The following is a 15795-nucleotide window of genomic DNA, read 5'->3' as shown; positions in this document are numbered from 1 at the left end:
GTTTCTGTCCGCGTCAGCTGGCAGACTCGGCCCCATGTTGGAGACCTCGGCACGACTGCTGCGCCTGCTCTCGCTCCTCCAGGCCCACCGCGAATGGTCCGGCGCCCAACTGGCCGACCGGCTCGGCGTCACCCCGCGCACGGTCCGCCGGGACGTGGACCGGCTGCGCGAGCTGGGCTACCCCGTCAACGCCAGCCCCGGCACCGGTGGCGGCTACCAGCTCGGCGCGGGGGCCGAGCTGCCGCCGCTGCTCCTGGACGACGACGAGGCGGTGGCCGTCGCCGTCGGGCTGCGCACGGCCGCCGGACAGGGCATCGAGGGCATCGGGGAGACCTCCGTACGCGCCCTCGCCAAGCTGGAGCAGGTCCTGCCGAACCGGCTGCGGCGCCGGGTGGGCGCCCTCAACGCCTTCACCGTGCCGATGCTGCGCGGCCCCCAGCCCTCCGCCGTCGACCCGGGCGTCCTCACCGAGCTGGCCCATCTGTGCCGGGACGCCGAACGGCTGCGCTTCGAGTACCGCAGCCACGACGGCGCCACCACCCGCCGCACGGTCGAACCGCACCGCCTGGTGTGCACCGAACGCCGCTGGTACCTGGTCGCCTGGGACCTGGAGCGGGACGACTGGCGTACCTTCCGCGTCGACCGCATCACCCCGAAGCCGCCGCACGGCCCGCGCTTCACCCCGCGCCGCCCGCCCGCCGACGACCTCGCCGCGTACGTCTCCGAGGGCGTCTCCACGCGCGCGTACGCCACGCATGCCGTAATACGGCTGCTGGTGCCCCTGGAGGAGGCCGCCGCGCACATCTCGCCCTCCGCCGGGACGCTGGAGCCCGACGGGCCGGACCGGTGCCTCCTGCGCACCGGCGCCGGGAACCTCGACGTCATGGTCATTCACGTGATGATGCTCGGTGTCGAGTTCGAGGTGCTGGAACCCGTCGAGCTCAACGAGACGATCAGGACGGCTCGGGACCGGCTTTCTCGCGCTCTGGAACGAGCTCCGCGTACTCCGGATGGTGCAGGTCGAACGCCGGGGACTCGGACCGGATCCGGGGCAGCGTGGTGAAGTTGTGCCGGGGCGGCGGGCAGGACGTCGCCCACTCCAGGGAACGGCCGTAGCCCCAGGGGTCGTCGACCTCGACCTTCTCGCCGTACTTGGCGGTCTTCCAGACGTTGTAGAGGAACGGCAGCGTCGAGATGCCGAGCAGGAACGCGCCGATCGTCGAGACCGTGTTCAGCGCGGTGAAGCCGTCGGCGGCGAGATAGTCGGCGTACCGGCGCGGCATGCCCTCGGCGCCCAGCCAGTGCTGCACCAGGAACGTGGTGTGGAAGCCGACGAACAGCGTCCAGAACTGGATCTTGCCGAGCCGCTCGTCGAGCATCTTCCCGGTGAACTTCGGCCACCAGAAGTAGAACCCGGCGAAGATCGCGAAGACGACGGTGCCGAAGACGACGTAATGGAAGTGCGCGACGACGAAGTAGGTGTCCGTGACGTGGAAGTCCATCGGCGGCGAGGCCAGGATCACCCCGGTCAGACCGCCGAACAGGAACGTCACCAGGAAGCCCGTCGACCACAGCATCGGCGTCTCGAAGGACAGTGACCCCTTGAGCATGGTGCCGGTCCAGTTGAAGAACTTCACGCCCGTCGGCACCGCGATCAGGAAGCTCATGAACGAGAAGAACGGCAGCAACACCGCGCCGGTGGCGAACATATGGTGCGCCCACACCACGACCGAGAGACCGGTGATCGTCATCGTCGCCGCGACCAGCGTCAGATAGCCGAACATCGGCTTGCGGGAGAAGACCGGGATGATCTCGCTGACGATGCCGAAGAACGGCAGCGCGATGATGTACACCTCGGGATGCCCGAAGAACCAGAACAGGTGCTGCCACAGCAGCGCCCCGCCGTTCGCCGCCTCGAAGATGTGCGAGCCGAAGCGCCGGTCCGCCTCCAGGCACAGCAGCGCGGCCGCGAGCACCGGGAACGCCATCAGGATCAGGATCGACGTGAACAGCGTGTTCCAGACGAAGATCGGCATCCGGAACATCGTCATGCCGGGTGCGCGCATCCCGATGATGGTGGTGATGAAGTTGACCGCGCCGAGGATCGTGCCGAAGCCGGACAGTGCCAGCCCCATGATCCACAGATCGCCCCCGATGCCGGGGGAGCGCTGCATGCTGTTCAGCGGCGCGTAGGCGAACCAGCCGAAGTCGGCGGGCCCGGAGGGCACCAGCAGCGAGCCCATCACGATCAGGCCGCCGAAGAGGTAGAACCAGTACGACAGCATGTTCAGCCGCGGGAAGGCGACGTCCGGCGAGCCGATCTGCAGGGGCATCAGCTCGTTGGCGAAGCCCGCGAACGCCGGTGTCGCGAACAGCAGCAGCATGATCGTGCCGTGCAGCGTGAACATCTGGTTGAACTGCTGGTTGTCGATGAGCTGAAGCCCGGGCCGGGCCAGCTCGGCGCGCATCAGCAGCGCCATCACACCGCCGACCAGGAAGAACACGAACGACGTGATCAGGTACAGATGGCCGATCTTCTTGTGGTCGGTGGTGGTCAGCCAGTCGACGATCAGCCGGCCGCGCTGTCTGGTCCGTGCGGGTCGCGCCGGCGCCTGCACGGTCTGAGTCCCCATCGCTCGCTCGCCCCTTCGCTCGTCGCGCCCCGGGTCCGCCGAAGCCCGCGCCGCGCGTGCCCGCGAGCCCCCGCCATGATGCTCGCGTCGCCGCGGGCTCCGACAGGGGGCGTACGCGGGCACTGTGCTTTTCCTGTGCGGCGTCGGTTCCCCCGGCCCTGCGCGGAATCGGACGGGGAAAGGAGTCCGGGGCAGTTCTCCGGGAACTTTCCGACGGCCTTTTCGAGGGGGCGCGGCGACACGCGGGAATTACGTTCGATTGCCCGCGAAAGGCGTAGGGAACCGCTCGTACGTGTGACTGAGTTGTGCCGAAACATGTGTCGTGATCCTGTGACAAAAGCGTGACCGGAGAGGGACGCGTGACCCTTGGTGGCCGCCCCCCTGGCCGAGCCCGCGGGGCAGGGCCTAGCGTGGCGGCATGGCACCGATTCCGACACCCCCCGCCGAACCCAGGGAAAACCCGGACACGTATCTGGGCCTCGCCGCCGACCGGGCCGAGCGGCTCGCCCGCGAACGGGGATGGACCACCGTACGGTCACTGCCGCCGGGCGCGATCATCACCATGGAATACCGCGTGGGCCGGCTGAACTTCGAGGTGAAGGACGGCGTGGTGGCCCGGGTCTGGAAGGGCTGAGACGCGCTCTGACACGACGACGGCCCCGGCTCCTCGTGAAGAGGGCCGGGGCCGTCGCTGCGGGGATGGGTTGTGCGTACCGAGCCCCGCGGTCCTTCGCCGGCTAACCGCCTGTCAGGGGGCGGGCCGCCGAGGTCGTGCCGCGGGTTCCGCGGTCGGTGTGCGGTGGCCGGCGGCTGCCGACCGGGGTGACGGGCGTGCGCTCGGAGCGGGCCGTGTGCGGGCCGGGCGCCAGATAGGCGGGCGCCCTGGAGGTACGGGCCGCGGCCTCGTCCTGGGCGGCCCCGCGCGGCTTGAGCAGCACCGGGGTCGGAGTCGGAACCGTCGCGGGCACGGGTGCCGGGACGGTGCCGCGGGCGCGCCAGCGGTCGCGCAGATCGAAGAGGGCGGCCTCGGAGCGGGCGATCAGCGGCTCGAACCAGGGCAGGGCGAGCAGGATGAGCAGACCCGCGGCCCAGCCGAGGAGGACGTCGCTCAGCCAGTGCGTACCGAGGTAGACCGTGGACAGGCCGACGCCCAGCGAGGTCACCGCCGACAGGGCGGACAGCCAGCGGCGGGCTCTGGGCGTGGAGGCCAGATAGGCCAGGATTCCCCAGGTCACCACGGCGTTGGCGGTGTGGCCGCTGGGAAATATATCGCCGCCGAGCCACATCTCGTTGGAGCCGATGGTGGTCGCGTAGTGCGGTCCGAGGCGGCCCATGCCGAGCTTGGCGGCGCCCACCGTGACGTTCAGCAGCAGCAGCGAGACACAGAGCGCGAGCAGCGGCCGCAGTGTGTGCTGCCGCCAGGAGCGCCAGCCCAGCCAGGCCGCGATCATCACCGCGGTGGGGCCGCGCTGACCGAGCACCACGTAGTAGTCGACGAATGCGTGGATCTCCGACCACTGCTGGTACGGCCGGAAGAACATGACCTGCCAGTCGAGGCGGACCAGCCACGAGGTGATCAGGACGGCCCACACGATGGCCCCGTAGAAGGCCAGGGTCGCCGAGAACAGCACGACCCGGTGCCGGCTCATCTTCGGCACATCGATGTGGGCCGGCCGTTCCGGTTCACGGTCCAGCCTGGCGAACACCCGGTCCAGACGGGTGAGGTTTCGTTCGGTACGCACCCAATCGACGTTACAGCGAGTGAGCTCAGTTCCCCGGCGAATCGGCCGGTTTGTGATGACGATGTGATGTGGGATTCCTCTCAGGGAGAGGTGAATTTCCTAAGGTTCCGCAATGGCGGGTCGCTGCATCCTTCAATTCCTTTGATCATTCCGGACCTTGCCTTTATGCGGATTATGAATTCGTTCACCGAAACCTGGCACGGAATTCTCCGGGAGCTCATCGGGCGTACCCGGAACGATCACGGGGGACCGGAGCCGTTCAGCCAGAACGCCCCGTAGACCGCCGACGCCACCCCGATCAGCCCCAGCACCAGAGCCGACCTGCGGGTACGCAGCCGGGCCAGGGAGAGGGCGGGCGGGAACAGCAGCGGGAAGGCGGGCAGCAGCAGACGCGGCTTCGAGCCGAAGTAGCTCGATGCGCACAGGGCGAGGGCGGTGACGACACCCGCGTACACCAGCAGCGGGAGCGGCTGGCCCTGCCGTACGCAGACGACGTACAGCCAGACCACCAGGGCGACGCCGACGATCAGCCCGACGCCGGCGAGCGCGGAGGGAAACGACGTGAACTTGTCGGCGACGAAGCGGGCGAAGGCGTAGCCGCCGTCGAAGCCGTTGCGCCAGCCGGCCTGGACGTCGAGATAGCCGAGCGGGCCCTTTCCGGTGTGATGGCCGACCCACAGGACGTAGCCCGCGGCGCCCAGGGGCGCGAGCAGCATGCCCAGGGCGCGCCGGGCGGCCGGCGCGCCCTGAAGGAGCGTGCCGCCGGTGGGGGAGGGGGCGTGTCCCGGAGTGCGTGCGCTGTCGCCGGGCGCCGCGCTTCGGTCCCGCACGAACGAGGCAATGCCCGCCGCCCACACCGCCGCCACGACGGCGAGACCGACCGGCCGGGTCAGTCCGGCCAGCAGGGCCAGCGAGCCCGCGGTCAGCCAGCGCCCGGTCAGGACCGCGTACAGCGCCCAGGCCGCGAGGGCCGTGAACAGCGACTCGCTGTACGCCATCGACTGCACGATCCCGACCGGCAGCACCGCCCACAGCAGGACGGCGCAGACCCCGGCCCGGCGCCCGTACAGCTGGTCCGCGACCGCGAAGATCCCCCAGGCCGCGGCGAGCGAGGCGAGCACGGCGACCACGAAACCGGCGTCCGCGTACGACAGCGGGGTCACCGCGTGCAGGCCCCGCTCCAGCCAGGGCAGAAGCGGGAAGAACGCCAGGTTCGAGTGCACGTCGCCGTTCGGCAGCCGCACCTCGTAGCCGTACCCCAGCTCGGCGACCCTGGTGTACCAGAGCGCGTCCCAGCGGGCGGTCAGCAGCGTGTACGCGCTCTTGTCGCGCGCCGCGCTCCACAGGGCCAGCGCGAGCAGGCCCAGGGCGCGCACGGCCACGTATCCCAGCAGGGCGGGGGCCGCACGGTGCACGCGCGTAGAAAGATCGGTCACGGGCTCGATTATCGGTGGGCGCCCGAACCGGACCGCCCGCTGCCCCGAAGAGGGAAGTGGCGTACGCCACACGTGTTCTGTCCGGAGTCTGAGAGGTCCGCCACTCGGCAGTGGCGTGGACTCGCGTACGCTGACGAGTCACTCGCTTCGTTGCGCGGGCCGGGGACCACCGCTCCTCCCCGGCCGAGTCACGGGGAGTCCCCACCCCGTGAACCCGCCGAACGCGAGGGAACATCTGGGAGGTACGTACATGTCCGGGACGACCACGGCTGCCGTCGGGCTGCGCCGTCGGGCGGCCGGGGCCGGTGCCAACCGCTGGGTCGTCCTCGTCGTCCTCTGTGTCAGCCTGCTGCTGGTCGCCGTGGACGCCACCGTGCTGCACGTGGCGGTGCCCGCCGTCACCGAGGACCTCCGGCCCGGCGCCATAGAACTGCTCTGGATCGTCGACATCTACCCGCTGGTCTGCGCCTCGCTGCTGATCCTCTTCGGCACGCTCGGCGACCGGGTGGGCCGCAGACGCATCCTGCTCCTCGGCTACGGCCTGTTCGGCGTCGCATCCGCGATGGCTGCGCTCGCCGACACCGCCCAGGTGCTGATCGTGGCGCGGGCGCTGCTCGGCGTCGGCGGCGCGATGATCATGCCGGCCACGCTGTCGATCCTCCGCCAGGTCTTCCCCGACCGGCGTGAGCGGGCGCTCGCGATCGGTATCTGGAGCGCGGTGGCCGCGGTCGGCGCGGCGGTCGGCCCGCTGCTCGGCGGCTTCCTGCTGGAGCACTTCCAGTGGGGCTCGGTGTTCCTTGTCAACATCCCGTTGATGCTGGTCAGCCTGCCGGTGGGCCGGCTGCTGCTGCCCGAGTCCAAGGGGGACGGCAAGGGCCCCTGGGACGTGGTCGGCGCGCTGATGGCCGCGGCCGGGCTGTTCGGTGTCGTGCTGGGTGTGAAGCGGCTCGGCGGCGGGGAACTCGACTGGGTCACCGCGGTGCCCCTGCTCGGCGGCATGGCACTGCTGGTGCTCTTCGTACGACGCCAGCGGCGCCGTACGTATCCGCTGGTGGACCTGAAGATGTTCGCGCGGCCGGCGTTCAGCACCTCGGTGGGCTGCATCGTGCTGGCGATGCTGGCGCTGGTCGGTCTGGAACTGATCGCGGCGCAGTACCTGCAACTCGTGCTCGGCCTGTCCCCGCTGGAGACCGGACTGCGGCTGCTGCCGCTGACGTTCGCGGCGATGGCGGCGGGGCTCGCCGGGGCGCGGATGCTGCGGCGCTTCGGGCCGCGGCGGATGGTGTGCTCCGGGTTCTGTCTGACGGCGTTCGCGGTGGTGCTGCTGACGGCGATGGGCGGCACCGACGATCCGGCGCTGCTGCTGTCCGGTTTCGTGCTGCTGGGCTTCGGCCTGGAGACGACGCTGTTCGGGGCGTACGAGTCGATGCTCAGCGAGGCTCCGCCGGAGCAGGCCGGTGGCGCGGCCGCGATCGGGGAGACCTCGTACCAGTTGGGCGCGGGCATCGGGATCGCGCTGCTGGGCAGCGTGATGAACGCGGCGTACACGCCCGGACTGTCGTCCGTGCCCGGGGTGCCGGCCTCGGCCTCCGCGGCAGCGGGGCACTCGCTGGGCGAGGCCTACGAGGTGGCCGGGCAGTTGGGCGGGCCCGCCGGGGCGACCCTGCGGGACGTCGCCCGGAACTGTTTCGTGCACGGGCTGCATGTGACCCTGCTGGTGAGCGCCGGGTTGCTGCTGCTGGGCGCGGTGATGGCGCTGCGGCTGCCGCGGACGATGAGCTGCGAGCAGCAGGCGGTGGAACTGCCGGCGCCGCGAGAGGTCGCGGAGTCCCGGGTCTCCGCCTGAGAAGGCTGGACGTGGTGGACACTGCGTCGTAACGTCGGCCTTCAATCTGTGACTAGCGCTGCTAGTTTTGAGCTGCCGGAGGGTCTCCCATGCCGTTGCCCCCGTTCGATCCCGCCGATCCGCTCGGGATCGACGACCTCCTTCAGCCCGAGGACCTCGCCGTCCGCGACACCGTCCGCCGGTGGGCCGCCGACCGCGTCCTGCCGCATGTCGCCGAGTGGTACGAGACGGGCGAGCTGCCCGTCATCCGCGAACTGGCCCGTGAACTCGGCTCCATCGGCGCCCTCGGCATGTCGCTGAACGGCTACGGCTGCGCCGGTGCCTCCGCCGTCCAGTACGGGCTCGCCTGTCTGGAGCTGGAGGCCGCCGACTCCGGGATCCGGTCCCTGGTCTCCGTGCAGGGCTCCCTCGCCATGTACGCCATCCACCGCTTCGGCAGCGAGGAGCAGAAGCAGAACTGGCTGCCCCGCATGGCCTCCGGCGAGGTCATCGGCTGCTTCGGGCTGACCGAGCCCGACCACGGCTCCGACCCGGCCAACATGCGCACGTACGCCAAGCGGGACGGCTCCGACTGGGTGCTCAGCGGCCGCAAGATGTGGATCACCAACGGGTCGGTCGCCGGGGTCGCCGTCGTCTGGGCGCAGACCGAGGACGGCATCCGCGGCTTCGTCGTGCCGACCGACAGCCCCGGCTTCTCCGCTCCCGAGATCAAGCACAAGCTGTCGCTGCGCGCCTCCGTCACCAGCGAGCTGGTGATGGACGAGGTACGGCTGCCCGCCGACGCCGTCCTGCCGGAGGTCACCGGCCTGCGTGGACCGCTCAGTTGTCTGACCCACGCGCGCTACGGCATCGTCTGGGGCTCCATGGGCGCGGCCCGCTCCTGCTTCGAGGCCGCCGTCGACTACGCGAAGTCCAGGGAGCAGTTCGGGCGGCCCATCGGTGGCTTCCAGCTCACCCAGGCCAAGCTCGCCGACATGGCGGTCGAACTGCACAAGGGGATTCTGCTCGCCCACCATCTGGGGCGGCGCATGGATGCCGGCCGCCTGCGTCCCGAGCAGGTCAGCTTCGGCAAGCTCAACAACGTCCGCGAGGCCATCGACATCTGCCGTACGGCCCGGACGATCCTCGGTGCCAACGGGATCTCGCTGGAGTACCCGATCATGCGGCACGCGACGAACCTCGAATCGGTGCTCACCTACGAGGGCACCGTCGAGATGCACCAGCTCGTGCTGGGCAAGGCGCTCACCGGGATCGACGCCTTCCGGTGAACCCCTGAGCGGGGCAGGGCCGGCGAGCGGCCCTGCCTCAGCTCTGGTTGTAGAAGCCGTCCGTACGGTGCGCGGCCGGCTCGCCGTTGACGATCTCCGTGTTGGCCGGGGTCAGCAGGAACACCCGCGTGGACACCCGCTCGATCGAACCGCGCAGGCCGAAGATCAGGCCGGCCGCGAAGTCCACGACACGCTTGGCGTCGCCGGCCTCCATGGCCGTGAGGTTCATGATGACCGGGACCCCGTCCCGGAACAGCTCGCCGATGGCGCGCGCGTCCCGGAAGCTGTCCGGCGTGACCGTGCCGATGCGACGGCCCTTCTCCTCGGCCACGTCCGTGGCCACCTTCACCCGCGGATCGGTGACCCAGGCCTCCCCGGGCTCGGTCCCTTCGGAGTAGTCGTCGTCGTAGTAACGCTCGTCATCGTTGTCGTCAACGAGGCCCAGCCAGGCACTCGCCTTGCGCACCGATCCCATGGACGCCTCCTCTCACAGCGGTCTTTCTTGCTTTCCGCATCCCTATGGTCATCCATGATGCGGACGGCGCGCCAAGTGGATAGACGCCGCGCGGGGGGTTTGTGACGGTACTGGTGCACAGCGAATCCGTCGAGAGCCCAGGCCCCCCAAGGGCCTTGCCCCACATGGCTGCTGACTGTGAGTGAAATATGATTCTTCGCGGCGTATGGGTGATGTGCGGTGCGTACGGGTGAAGCCGGAGGGTGCGCAGGGGGCCGCAGGGACGGTCGATACGATGCCGCGACGCAAATGTCGTATCAATCACGGGGGATCGTCGTGTTCGGAATCGTCAGGCCCTGCCGTCATCGGCTCGGAGAACGTCTGGCCGGCCAGTGGATGGCCCATCTGTGCGGTCTGTGCCTCGCGTTGCGCGGGGACCACGGTCAGCTCGCCCGGGTCGTGACGAACTACGACGGGCTGCTCATCTCGGTTCTGACGGAGGCTCAGGCCGGGCGGGAGGAGGCGGGACGGCGTACGGCCGGACCGTGCCCGTTGCGCGGGATGCGCACCGCGTCCGTGGCGCACGGCGAGGGCGCGCGGCTCGCGGCGGCGGTCTCGCTGGTGCTCGCCTCCGCGAAGGTGCGCGACCATGTGGCCGACGGGGACGGGCTGCTGGCCCGGCGGCCGGTGGCCTCGGCCGCTCGCCGGGTCGCCGCGAGCTGGGGCGCGGCCGGGGCGCGGAGCGGTTCCGCCGTCGGGTTCGACACCGCTCTGCTGGTCGATGCCGTGGACCGGCAGATCGGCATCGAGGCGCTCGCCGGGCCCGGGACGCCGATCCTCGCCGTCACCGAGCCGACCGAGACCGCGACCGCGGCCGCCTTCGCGCACACCGCCGTGCTGGCCGGGCGGCCGGGCAACGCCGAGCCGCTCGCCGAGGCGGGGCGGCTGTTCGGGCGGCTCGCGCATCTGCTGGACGCCGTGGAGGACAAGGAAGCTGACGCGGCGTCGGGTGCGTGGAATCCGCTGGCCGCCACCGGGACGCCGGTGGAAGAGGTGCGCCGGCTCGCCGACGACGCCCTGCACGGGATACGGCTCGCGCTGCGTGAGGTCGAGTTCACCGACGCCAAGCTGGCCCATCTGCTGCTGGTGCACGAGCTGCGGCGGTCGGTGGACCGGGCGTTCGGGTCGGCGTCCTGCTCGCACATGGCGGGGCCGTATGCGCCGCCCGGCGGTCCCGGTTTTCCCGGCGGGCCCGGTGGCCTCCCGCCGGAGCCGCCGCGGCGGGACCGGCGGGGGCTGCTGACGGGGTGTGCGGTGTGGCTGGGGCTGGCCTGTACGTGCCAGATGTGCTGCGGGGAGTTCGAGGATCCCTGGTCGCGGGAGCGGCGGGAGGGGCTGTGCACGAACTGTGACTGCAGTGGGTGCGGGGACTGTTGCAGCTGCTGCGACTGCTGCAGCAACTGCTGCGGGGACGACGGCTGTGGGTGCGACGGCTGTGACTGCGGGTGCAGCTGCTGAGCGGTCCGGAGGCCGGCGTGGGGGTGGGTGCGCTCGCCCGCGCCTGCGGGGTGCCGCTCTCCTTGGCAGCGGGTGCCGCCCCGGCGGCACGACTGCCCGCAGCTACGCGGGCCATGGGCAGCGCCCCTTCAGGGGCGCGGGGAACTGCGCGACCAGCCCCCACGCACCCGCAGTCATCCGCCTGCCTCCCGGGCGCGGCCGGCGGAGCCTCGGCGCGTTGCGATCTCGTGGCCGCGCCGTTTCCGATTCTGTGAGCCTCTTGTGCGGGCGGGCGGGGGGAGTCATCCTCACTGCGGTGCATGTCAGGAACACGCCATTGAGGCAGCGTCTCACGGGCCCCCACCCCGTCGGGCCTTCCGCTTCCCAAGAGGAGGACCAGTGAGAATCAAGCGCACCAGACTGCTCGCCGTCGCCGCAGGTCTCGCCGCCGCAACCCTGGCCGGCGCGCCCGGAGCGGCCGCGGGCGACACCGGCGCCCGCAGCGCCGCGCAACTCGCCCAGGTCGAGGACGCCGTGGCGGACGCCGCGGTCGACGGCACCGCCTGGTACGTGGACCGGGCCGCCGGACGAGTCGTCGTCACCGCGGACAGCACGGTCTCCGCGGCCGAGGTCGCCCACATCAAGAAGGCGGCCGGCGCCGACGCCGTACGCATCGATCGCGCCCGGGGTACCTTCCGGCCGCTGGTCTCCGCCGGGGACGCCATCTACGGCGGCGGCTACCGCTGTTCGCTCGGGTTCAACGTGGTCAGCGGCAGTACGTACTACTTCCTCACCGCCGGACACTGCGGCAAGTCGGTGAGCACCTGGTACACCGACCAGGCCCACAACACGCTCATCGGCCCGACGCTCGGCGCCAGTTTCCCCGGCAACGACTACGCCCTCGTCCGCTACGACAACACGAGTCTCAGCCACCCCGGCGGATACACCGCCGCCAACGCCTATGTGGGCGAGTCCGTCAAGCGCACCGGCTCCACGACGGGCACCCACAGCGGTACGGTCACCGCGCTCGACGTCACCGTTCGCTACCAGGGCGGCGGCACGGTACGGGGCATGATCCAGACCACGGTGTGCGCCGAGCCCGGCGACTCGGGCGGCCCGCTGTACGACGGGACGAAGGCGCTCGGGCTCACCTCGGGCGGCAGCGGCAACTGCCGGACCGGCGGCACCACGTTCTACCAGCCCGTTCCGGAGGCGCTCAGCGCCTACAAGGTCAGCATCTACTAGTCCGTCCGCTGGTCCGGTCGCAGACAGTTCCGTACACGATCGGCGTCCTCTGAAGGTCAGTTGAAGGCTGCACGGCCGAAAGGTGCCCTTGCGCCCACCGGCCGTGCGGCCGAATACTCCCCCACAGCGCTTGTCAGGGGCACGGCATGTTCGGAATCCGGACAGTTCCGACTCCTGGCTGCGCCTCACGGGCCCGAACCCCACGAGGGCCCCCGACTTCCCATGTGGAGGAACGAAAAGTGAGGATCAAGCGCACCACCCCCCGCAGCGGTTTCACGAGACGGACCCGGCTGATCGCCGTTTCCACCGGCCTCGTGGCCGCAGCAGCGATCGCGATCCCCAGCGCGACCGCGGCCGACACCCCCACCACCTTCAGCTCCGCCGAGCTGAAGAGCGCGAGCAGCTCCGTGCTCAAGGCCGACATCCCGGGCACCGCCTGGGCCGTCGACAGCAAGACCAACCGTGTCCTCGTCACGGTCGACAGCACGGTCTCCCAGGCCGAGATCGCCGAGATCAAGCAGCAGGCCGGCGCCAACGCCGACGCGCTGACGATCAAGAAGACCCCGGGCAAGTTCCAGAAGTACATCGCAGGCGGCGACGCCATCTATGCGAGTAGCTGGCGCTGCTCCCTCGGCTTCAACGTCCGCAACAGCGCGGGTGCCTACTACTTCCTGACCGCCGGTCACTGCACCGACGGCGCGGGCACGTGGTACTCCAACTCCGGCCGTACGACAGTCCTCGGCCCGACCTCCGGCTCCAGCTTCCCGACGAACGACTACGGTCTCGTCCGGTACACCAACACCTCGATCACCAAGTCGGGCACGGCCGGCAACACGGACATCGTCAGGGCGGCCAACCCGACCGTGGGCACCAGCGTCATCCGTGACGGCTCCACCACCGGTATCCACACCGGCAGCGTCACCGGCCTCAACGCGACCGTCAACTACGGTGGCGGTGACATCGTCTACGGCATGATCCAGACCAACGTCTGTGCCGAGCCCGGCGACTCCGGCGGCCCGCTCTACGGCAGCAACGGCACCGCGTACGGTCTGACCTCCGGCGGCAGCGGCAACTGCTCCTCCGGCGGCACGACCTTCTTCCAGCCGGTCGTGGAGGCCCTGAACGCCTACGGCATGAGCGTCTTCTAGGCCGGACCGCACCACCGGCAGTCGTACGCACCTGTACTGCGCAGCCAGCACCGGGCGAGCCCTCGCACGCAACCGCCGTGCGGGGGCTCGCCCTTGTGCGGACCACGGAGTTACCGTCGAAGGACACACCAGGTAAGCGCCTGACACACCTGATGCGCCCACTTCGGACCCTGGGGGCCGCGATGGTCGAGGAACTGGTGGCGGTGGGGGTCTCCCTGGCCACCGTCGGAGCGGTGTACGCGATGTCGGCGGCGCGCGTCGTCAAACAGTACGAGCGCGGTGTCGTCCTGCGGCTCGGCAAACTCCGTTCCCAGGTGCGCGAGCCGGGGTTCACGATGATCATTCCGTTCGTGGACCGGCTGCACAAGGTGAACATGCAGATCGTGACGATGCCGGTGCCGGCCCAGGAGGGCATCACCCGGGACAACGTCACGGTGCGGGTGGACGCGGTCGTGTACTTCAGGGTCGTGGACGCGGCGGACGCGCTGGTGCGGGTCGAGGACTACCGGTTCGCGGTCTCGCAGATGGCGCAGACCTCGCTGCGCTCGATCATCGGCAAGAGCGACCTGGACGATCTGCTGTCCAACCGCGAGAAGCTCAACCAGGGTCTGGAGCTGATGATCGACAGCCCGGCGATGGGCTGGGGTGTGCAGATCGACCGCGTCGAGATCAAGGACGTCTCCCTGCCCGAGACGATGAAGCGGTCGATGGCCCGGCAGGCCGAGGCCGACCGTGAGCGCCGGGCCCGGGTCATCAACGCCGACGCCGAGCTCCAGGCGTCGAAGAAGCTGGCGGAAGCCGCGCAGCAGATGGAGAACACGCCCGCCGCGCTGCAACTGCGGTTGTTGCAGACCGTGGTGGCGGTCGCGGCCGAGAAGAACTCCACGCTGGTGCTGCCGTTCCCGGTGGAGCTGCTGCGGTTCCTGGAGAAGGCCCAGCAACCGGGGCCGGCGCAGCCGGCTCCTCCGCCGCCCGTGCAGCAAGCGCGTTCTGTCGAGCGGCCTCCGGAGCAGGAGCAACTGCCGCCCGTGGAGCCCCTGTTGGATCCGGACCCCGAAGGGCTGGATTCAGGACAGGAGTAGACCTTACGCATTGCAGTAAGTTACTCGCACGTAGTGTTTGCAGTGCGAACGCACCTGGGGTGACCGTGCACGGTCAAGGGTCGGCGGGCGTGTCGTGACGACCGTGTGTACGTCCTGAAGTCGACCTTGTGTGCCCCCTGTGAGCCTCGGAATAGTAGGCGCCGATCAACCGGCACGGACGCGGCTTTTTGCTGTGCGCCGCCTCTGTGACCGAACGCCTTCCGGTTCGCGAGGTCCCCACAACCTCCCGGACCGACCCCCCACAGGAGGACGTGAGTTGAAGCACCGACGCATACCCAGGCGGCGGGCCGCCGCGGCAGGTGCGGGCATCGCCGCACTGGTGGCCGCGGGAGTCACCTTCCAGACTGCGAACGCCAGCGAGCCCACGACGACCGCCACACCCGAGACCCTGTCGGTCACGGCGGCCGGAAAGCTCGCCTCGACGCTGGTCGAGGATCTCGGCGCCGGCGCGGCCGGCACGTACTACGACGCACAGACGAAGAACCTCGTGGTGAACGTGCTCGACAGGGGCGCGGCCGAATCCGTCGAGGAAGCCGGCGCCAAGGCCCGGCTCGTGGCGAACTCCCTCGCCGAACTGAAGAGCGCGCGCGGCACGCTGAAGCAGGACGCGACCATCCCGGGCACGTCCTGGGTGACCGACCCGACGACCAACAAGGTCGTCGTCACCGCCGACCGGACCGTCTCCGACGCCGAGTGGACCAAGCTCACCGAGGTGGTCGAGGGGCTGGGCGGCACGGCCGAACTCCAGCGTACGAAGGGGGAGTTCAAGCCCTTCATCGCGGGCGGTGACGCCATCACCGACGGGAGCGGGCGCTGCTCCCTCGGGTTCAACGTGGTCAAGGGCGGGGAGCCGTTCTTCCTGACCGCGGGGCACTGCACCGAGGGCATCACCGACTGGCAGGACGCGGACGGCAACGCCCTGGGCACCAACGAGGTCTCCAGCTTCCCGGACAACGACTACGGGCTGGTGAAGTACACCGCCGAGGTCGACCACCCGAGCGAGGTGAACCTCTACGACGGTTCCGCGCAGGCGATTTCGGGCGCGGCCGACGCGACGGTCGGCATGGAGGTCACGCGGAGCGGGTCGACCACCCAGGTGCACTCCGGGACGGTGACCGGGCTGGACGCGACCGTGAACTACGGCAACGGTGACATCGTCAACGGGCTGATCCAGACCGACGTCTGCGCCGAGCCCGGGGACAGTGGCGGGTCGCTGTTCTCCGGGGACAAGGCGGTCGGGCTGACGTCCGGTGGCAGCGGTGACTGCACCTCCGGCGGGGAGACGTTCTTCCAGCCGGTGACGGAGGCGCTGTCGGCGACCGGGACCTCGATCGGCTGACGGTTTGCGTGTCGGGTGCGGGTGGGATGTCTTTTGGCTGTTCCCACCCGCACCACCCGTGCTGCCCCTTTCCGGGGGCTTTTT

The 15795-nt window shown here is 70.1% G+C and carries 13 protein-coding genes; 9 read left to right on the top strand and 4 right to left on the bottom strand.

Going from position 1 to position 15795, the window contains the following annotated elements; genetic code table 11:
- Window positions 1-34: 34 nt before the first annotated feature.
- Window positions 35-1063 carry a YafY family protein gene (locus AB0Q90_RS26380; protein WP_363164342.1) on the top strand — a complete coding sequence of 343 codons (1029 nt, stop codon included), beginning with the start codon at window positions 35-37 and terminating at the stop codon, window positions 1061-1063.
- Here the strand turns inward: AB0Q90_RS26380 and ctaD are convergent.
- Window positions 954-2633, bottom strand: a complete 1680-nt coding sequence (gene ctaD, locus AB0Q90_RS26375) for a cytochrome c oxidase subunit I (RefSeq protein ID WP_363164341.1) — start codon at window positions 2631-2633, stop codon at window positions 954-956. The two genes, AB0Q90_RS26380 and ctaD, sit on opposite strands and share 110 nt — an antisense overlap.
- A 418-nt stretch (window positions 2634-3051) precedes the next feature.
- On the opposite strand from ctaD, the gene AB0Q90_RS26370 reads away from it, so the two are divergent.
- Window positions 3052-3267 carry an I78 family peptidase inhibitor gene (locus AB0Q90_RS26370; RefSeq protein WP_363164340.1) on the top strand — a complete coding sequence of 72 codons (216 nt, stop codon included), beginning with the start codon at window positions 3052-3054 and terminating at the stop codon, window positions 3265-3267.
- A gap of 103 nt (window positions 3268-3370) precedes the next feature.
- Here AB0Q90_RS26370 and AB0Q90_RS26365 read toward each other — a convergent pair whose 3' ends face one another.
- Together AB0Q90_RS26365 and AB0Q90_RS26360 are read right to left on the bottom strand one after the other, a co-directional pair.
- Window positions 3371-4375 carry a phosphatase PAP2 family protein gene (locus AB0Q90_RS26365; RefSeq protein WP_363164339.1) on the bottom strand — a complete coding sequence of 335 codons (1005 nt, stop codon included), beginning with the start codon at window positions 4373-4375 and terminating at the stop codon, window positions 3371-3373.
- 239 nt (window positions 4376-4614) lie between these two features.
- Complete coding sequence (locus AB0Q90_RS26360; protein WP_363164338.1) at window positions 4615-5811, bottom strand: hypothetical protein; 1197 nt, start codon at window positions 5809-5811, stop codon at window positions 4615-4617.
- Between the two features lie 250 nt (window positions 5812-6061).
- On the opposite strand from AB0Q90_RS26360, the gene AB0Q90_RS26355 reads away from it, so the two are divergent.
- Both AB0Q90_RS26355 and AB0Q90_RS26350 read left to right on the top strand, forming a co-directional pair.
- Window positions 6062-7657 (top strand): MFS transporter, encoded by a 1596-nt coding sequence (locus AB0Q90_RS26355; protein WP_363164337.1) that lies wholly within the window; start codon window positions 6062-6064, stop codon window positions 7655-7657.
- 89 nt (window positions 7658-7746) lie between these two features.
- Window positions 7747-8925, top strand: a complete 1179-nt coding sequence (locus AB0Q90_RS26350; RefSeq protein ID WP_363164336.1) for an acyl-CoA dehydrogenase family protein — start codon at window positions 7747-7749, stop codon at window positions 8923-8925.
- Window positions 8926-8962: 37 nt separating this feature from the next.
- On the opposite strand, the gene AB0Q90_RS26345 is transcribed toward AB0Q90_RS26350, so the two are convergent.
- Window positions 8963-9400 carry a cell division protein SepF gene (locus tag AB0Q90_RS26345; RefSeq protein ID WP_363164335.1) on the bottom strand — a complete coding sequence of 146 codons (438 nt, stop codon included), beginning with the start codon at window positions 9398-9400 and terminating at the stop codon, window positions 8963-8965.
- Window positions 9401-9715: 315 nt separating this feature from the next.
- Between AB0Q90_RS26345 and AB0Q90_RS26340 the strand changes: the two genes are divergently transcribed.
- From AB0Q90_RS26340 to AB0Q90_RS26320, 5 genes are all read left to right on the top strand, one after another.
- Window positions 9716-10897, top strand: a complete 1182-nt coding sequence (locus AB0Q90_RS26340) for a DUF5685 family protein (protein ID WP_363164334.1) — start codon at window positions 9716-9718, stop codon at window positions 10895-10897.
- Window positions 10898-11275: 378 nt separating this feature from the next.
- A complete protein-coding gene (locus tag AB0Q90_RS26335) occupies window positions 11276-12121 on the top strand; it encodes a S1 family peptidase (RefSeq protein WP_363164333.1) in 846 nt (281 codons plus the stop codon).
- A 239-nt stretch (window positions 12122-12360) separates the two neighbouring features.
- Window positions 12361-13269, top strand: coding sequence for a S1 family peptidase (locus tag AB0Q90_RS26330; RefSeq protein ID WP_363164332.1), 909 nt, complete (start codon window positions 12361-12363; stop codon window positions 13267-13269).
- 182 nt (window positions 13270-13451) lie between these two features.
- Complete coding sequence (locus AB0Q90_RS26325; protein ID WP_363164392.1) at window positions 13452-14351, top strand: slipin family protein; 900 nt, start codon at window positions 13452-13454, stop codon at window positions 14349-14351.
- A 277-nt stretch (window positions 14352-14628) separates the two neighbouring features.
- The gene (locus tag AB0Q90_RS26320; protein WP_363164331.1) at window positions 14629-15711 is read left to right on the top strand and encodes a S1 family peptidase; all 1083 of its coding nucleotides are present in this window, start codon (window positions 14629-14631) and stop codon (window positions 15709-15711) included.
- Window positions 15712-15795: the final 84 nt, after the last annotated feature.

Origin of the sequence: Streptomyces sp. NPDC079141 (assembly GCF_040686775.1) — a bacterium.
Taxonomy (GTDB): domain Bacteria; phylum Actinomycetota; class Actinomycetes; order Streptomycetales; family Streptomycetaceae; genus Streptomyces.
This window is presented reverse-complemented; position numbering and strand designations above follow the sequence as displayed.

What these genes read in the sequence shown, in the direction of transcription:
- AB0Q90_RS26350 (WP_363164336.1), top strand. Translation starts at nt 7,747, where the DNA reads ATGCCGTTGCCCCCGTTCGATCCCGCCGATCCGCTCGGGATCGACGAC.
- AB0Q90_RS26345 (WP_363164335.1), bottom strand. Translation starts at nt 9,400, where the DNA reads ATGGGATCGGTGCGCAAGGCGAGTGCCTGGCTGGGCCTCGTTGACGAC.
- ctaD (WP_363164341.1), bottom strand. Translation starts at nt 2,633, where the DNA reads ATGGGGACTCAGACCGTGCAGGCGCCGGCGCGACCCGCACGGACCAGA.
- AB0Q90_RS26325 (WP_363164392.1), top strand. Translation starts at nt 13,452, where the DNA reads ATGGTCGAGGAACTGGTGGCGGTGGGGGTCTCCCTGGCCACCGTCGGA.
- AB0Q90_RS26355 (WP_363164337.1), top strand. Translation starts at nt 6,062, where the DNA reads ATGTCCGGGACGACCACGGCTGCCGTCGGGCTGCGCCGTCGGGCGGCC.
- AB0Q90_RS26380 (WP_363164342.1), top strand. Translation starts at nt 35, where the DNA reads ATGTTGGAGACCTCGGCACGACTGCTGCGCCTGCTCTCGCTCCTCCAG.
- AB0Q90_RS26370 (WP_363164340.1), top strand. Translation starts at nt 3,052, where the DNA reads ATGGCACCGATTCCGACACCCCCCGCCGAACCCAGGGAAAACCCGGAC.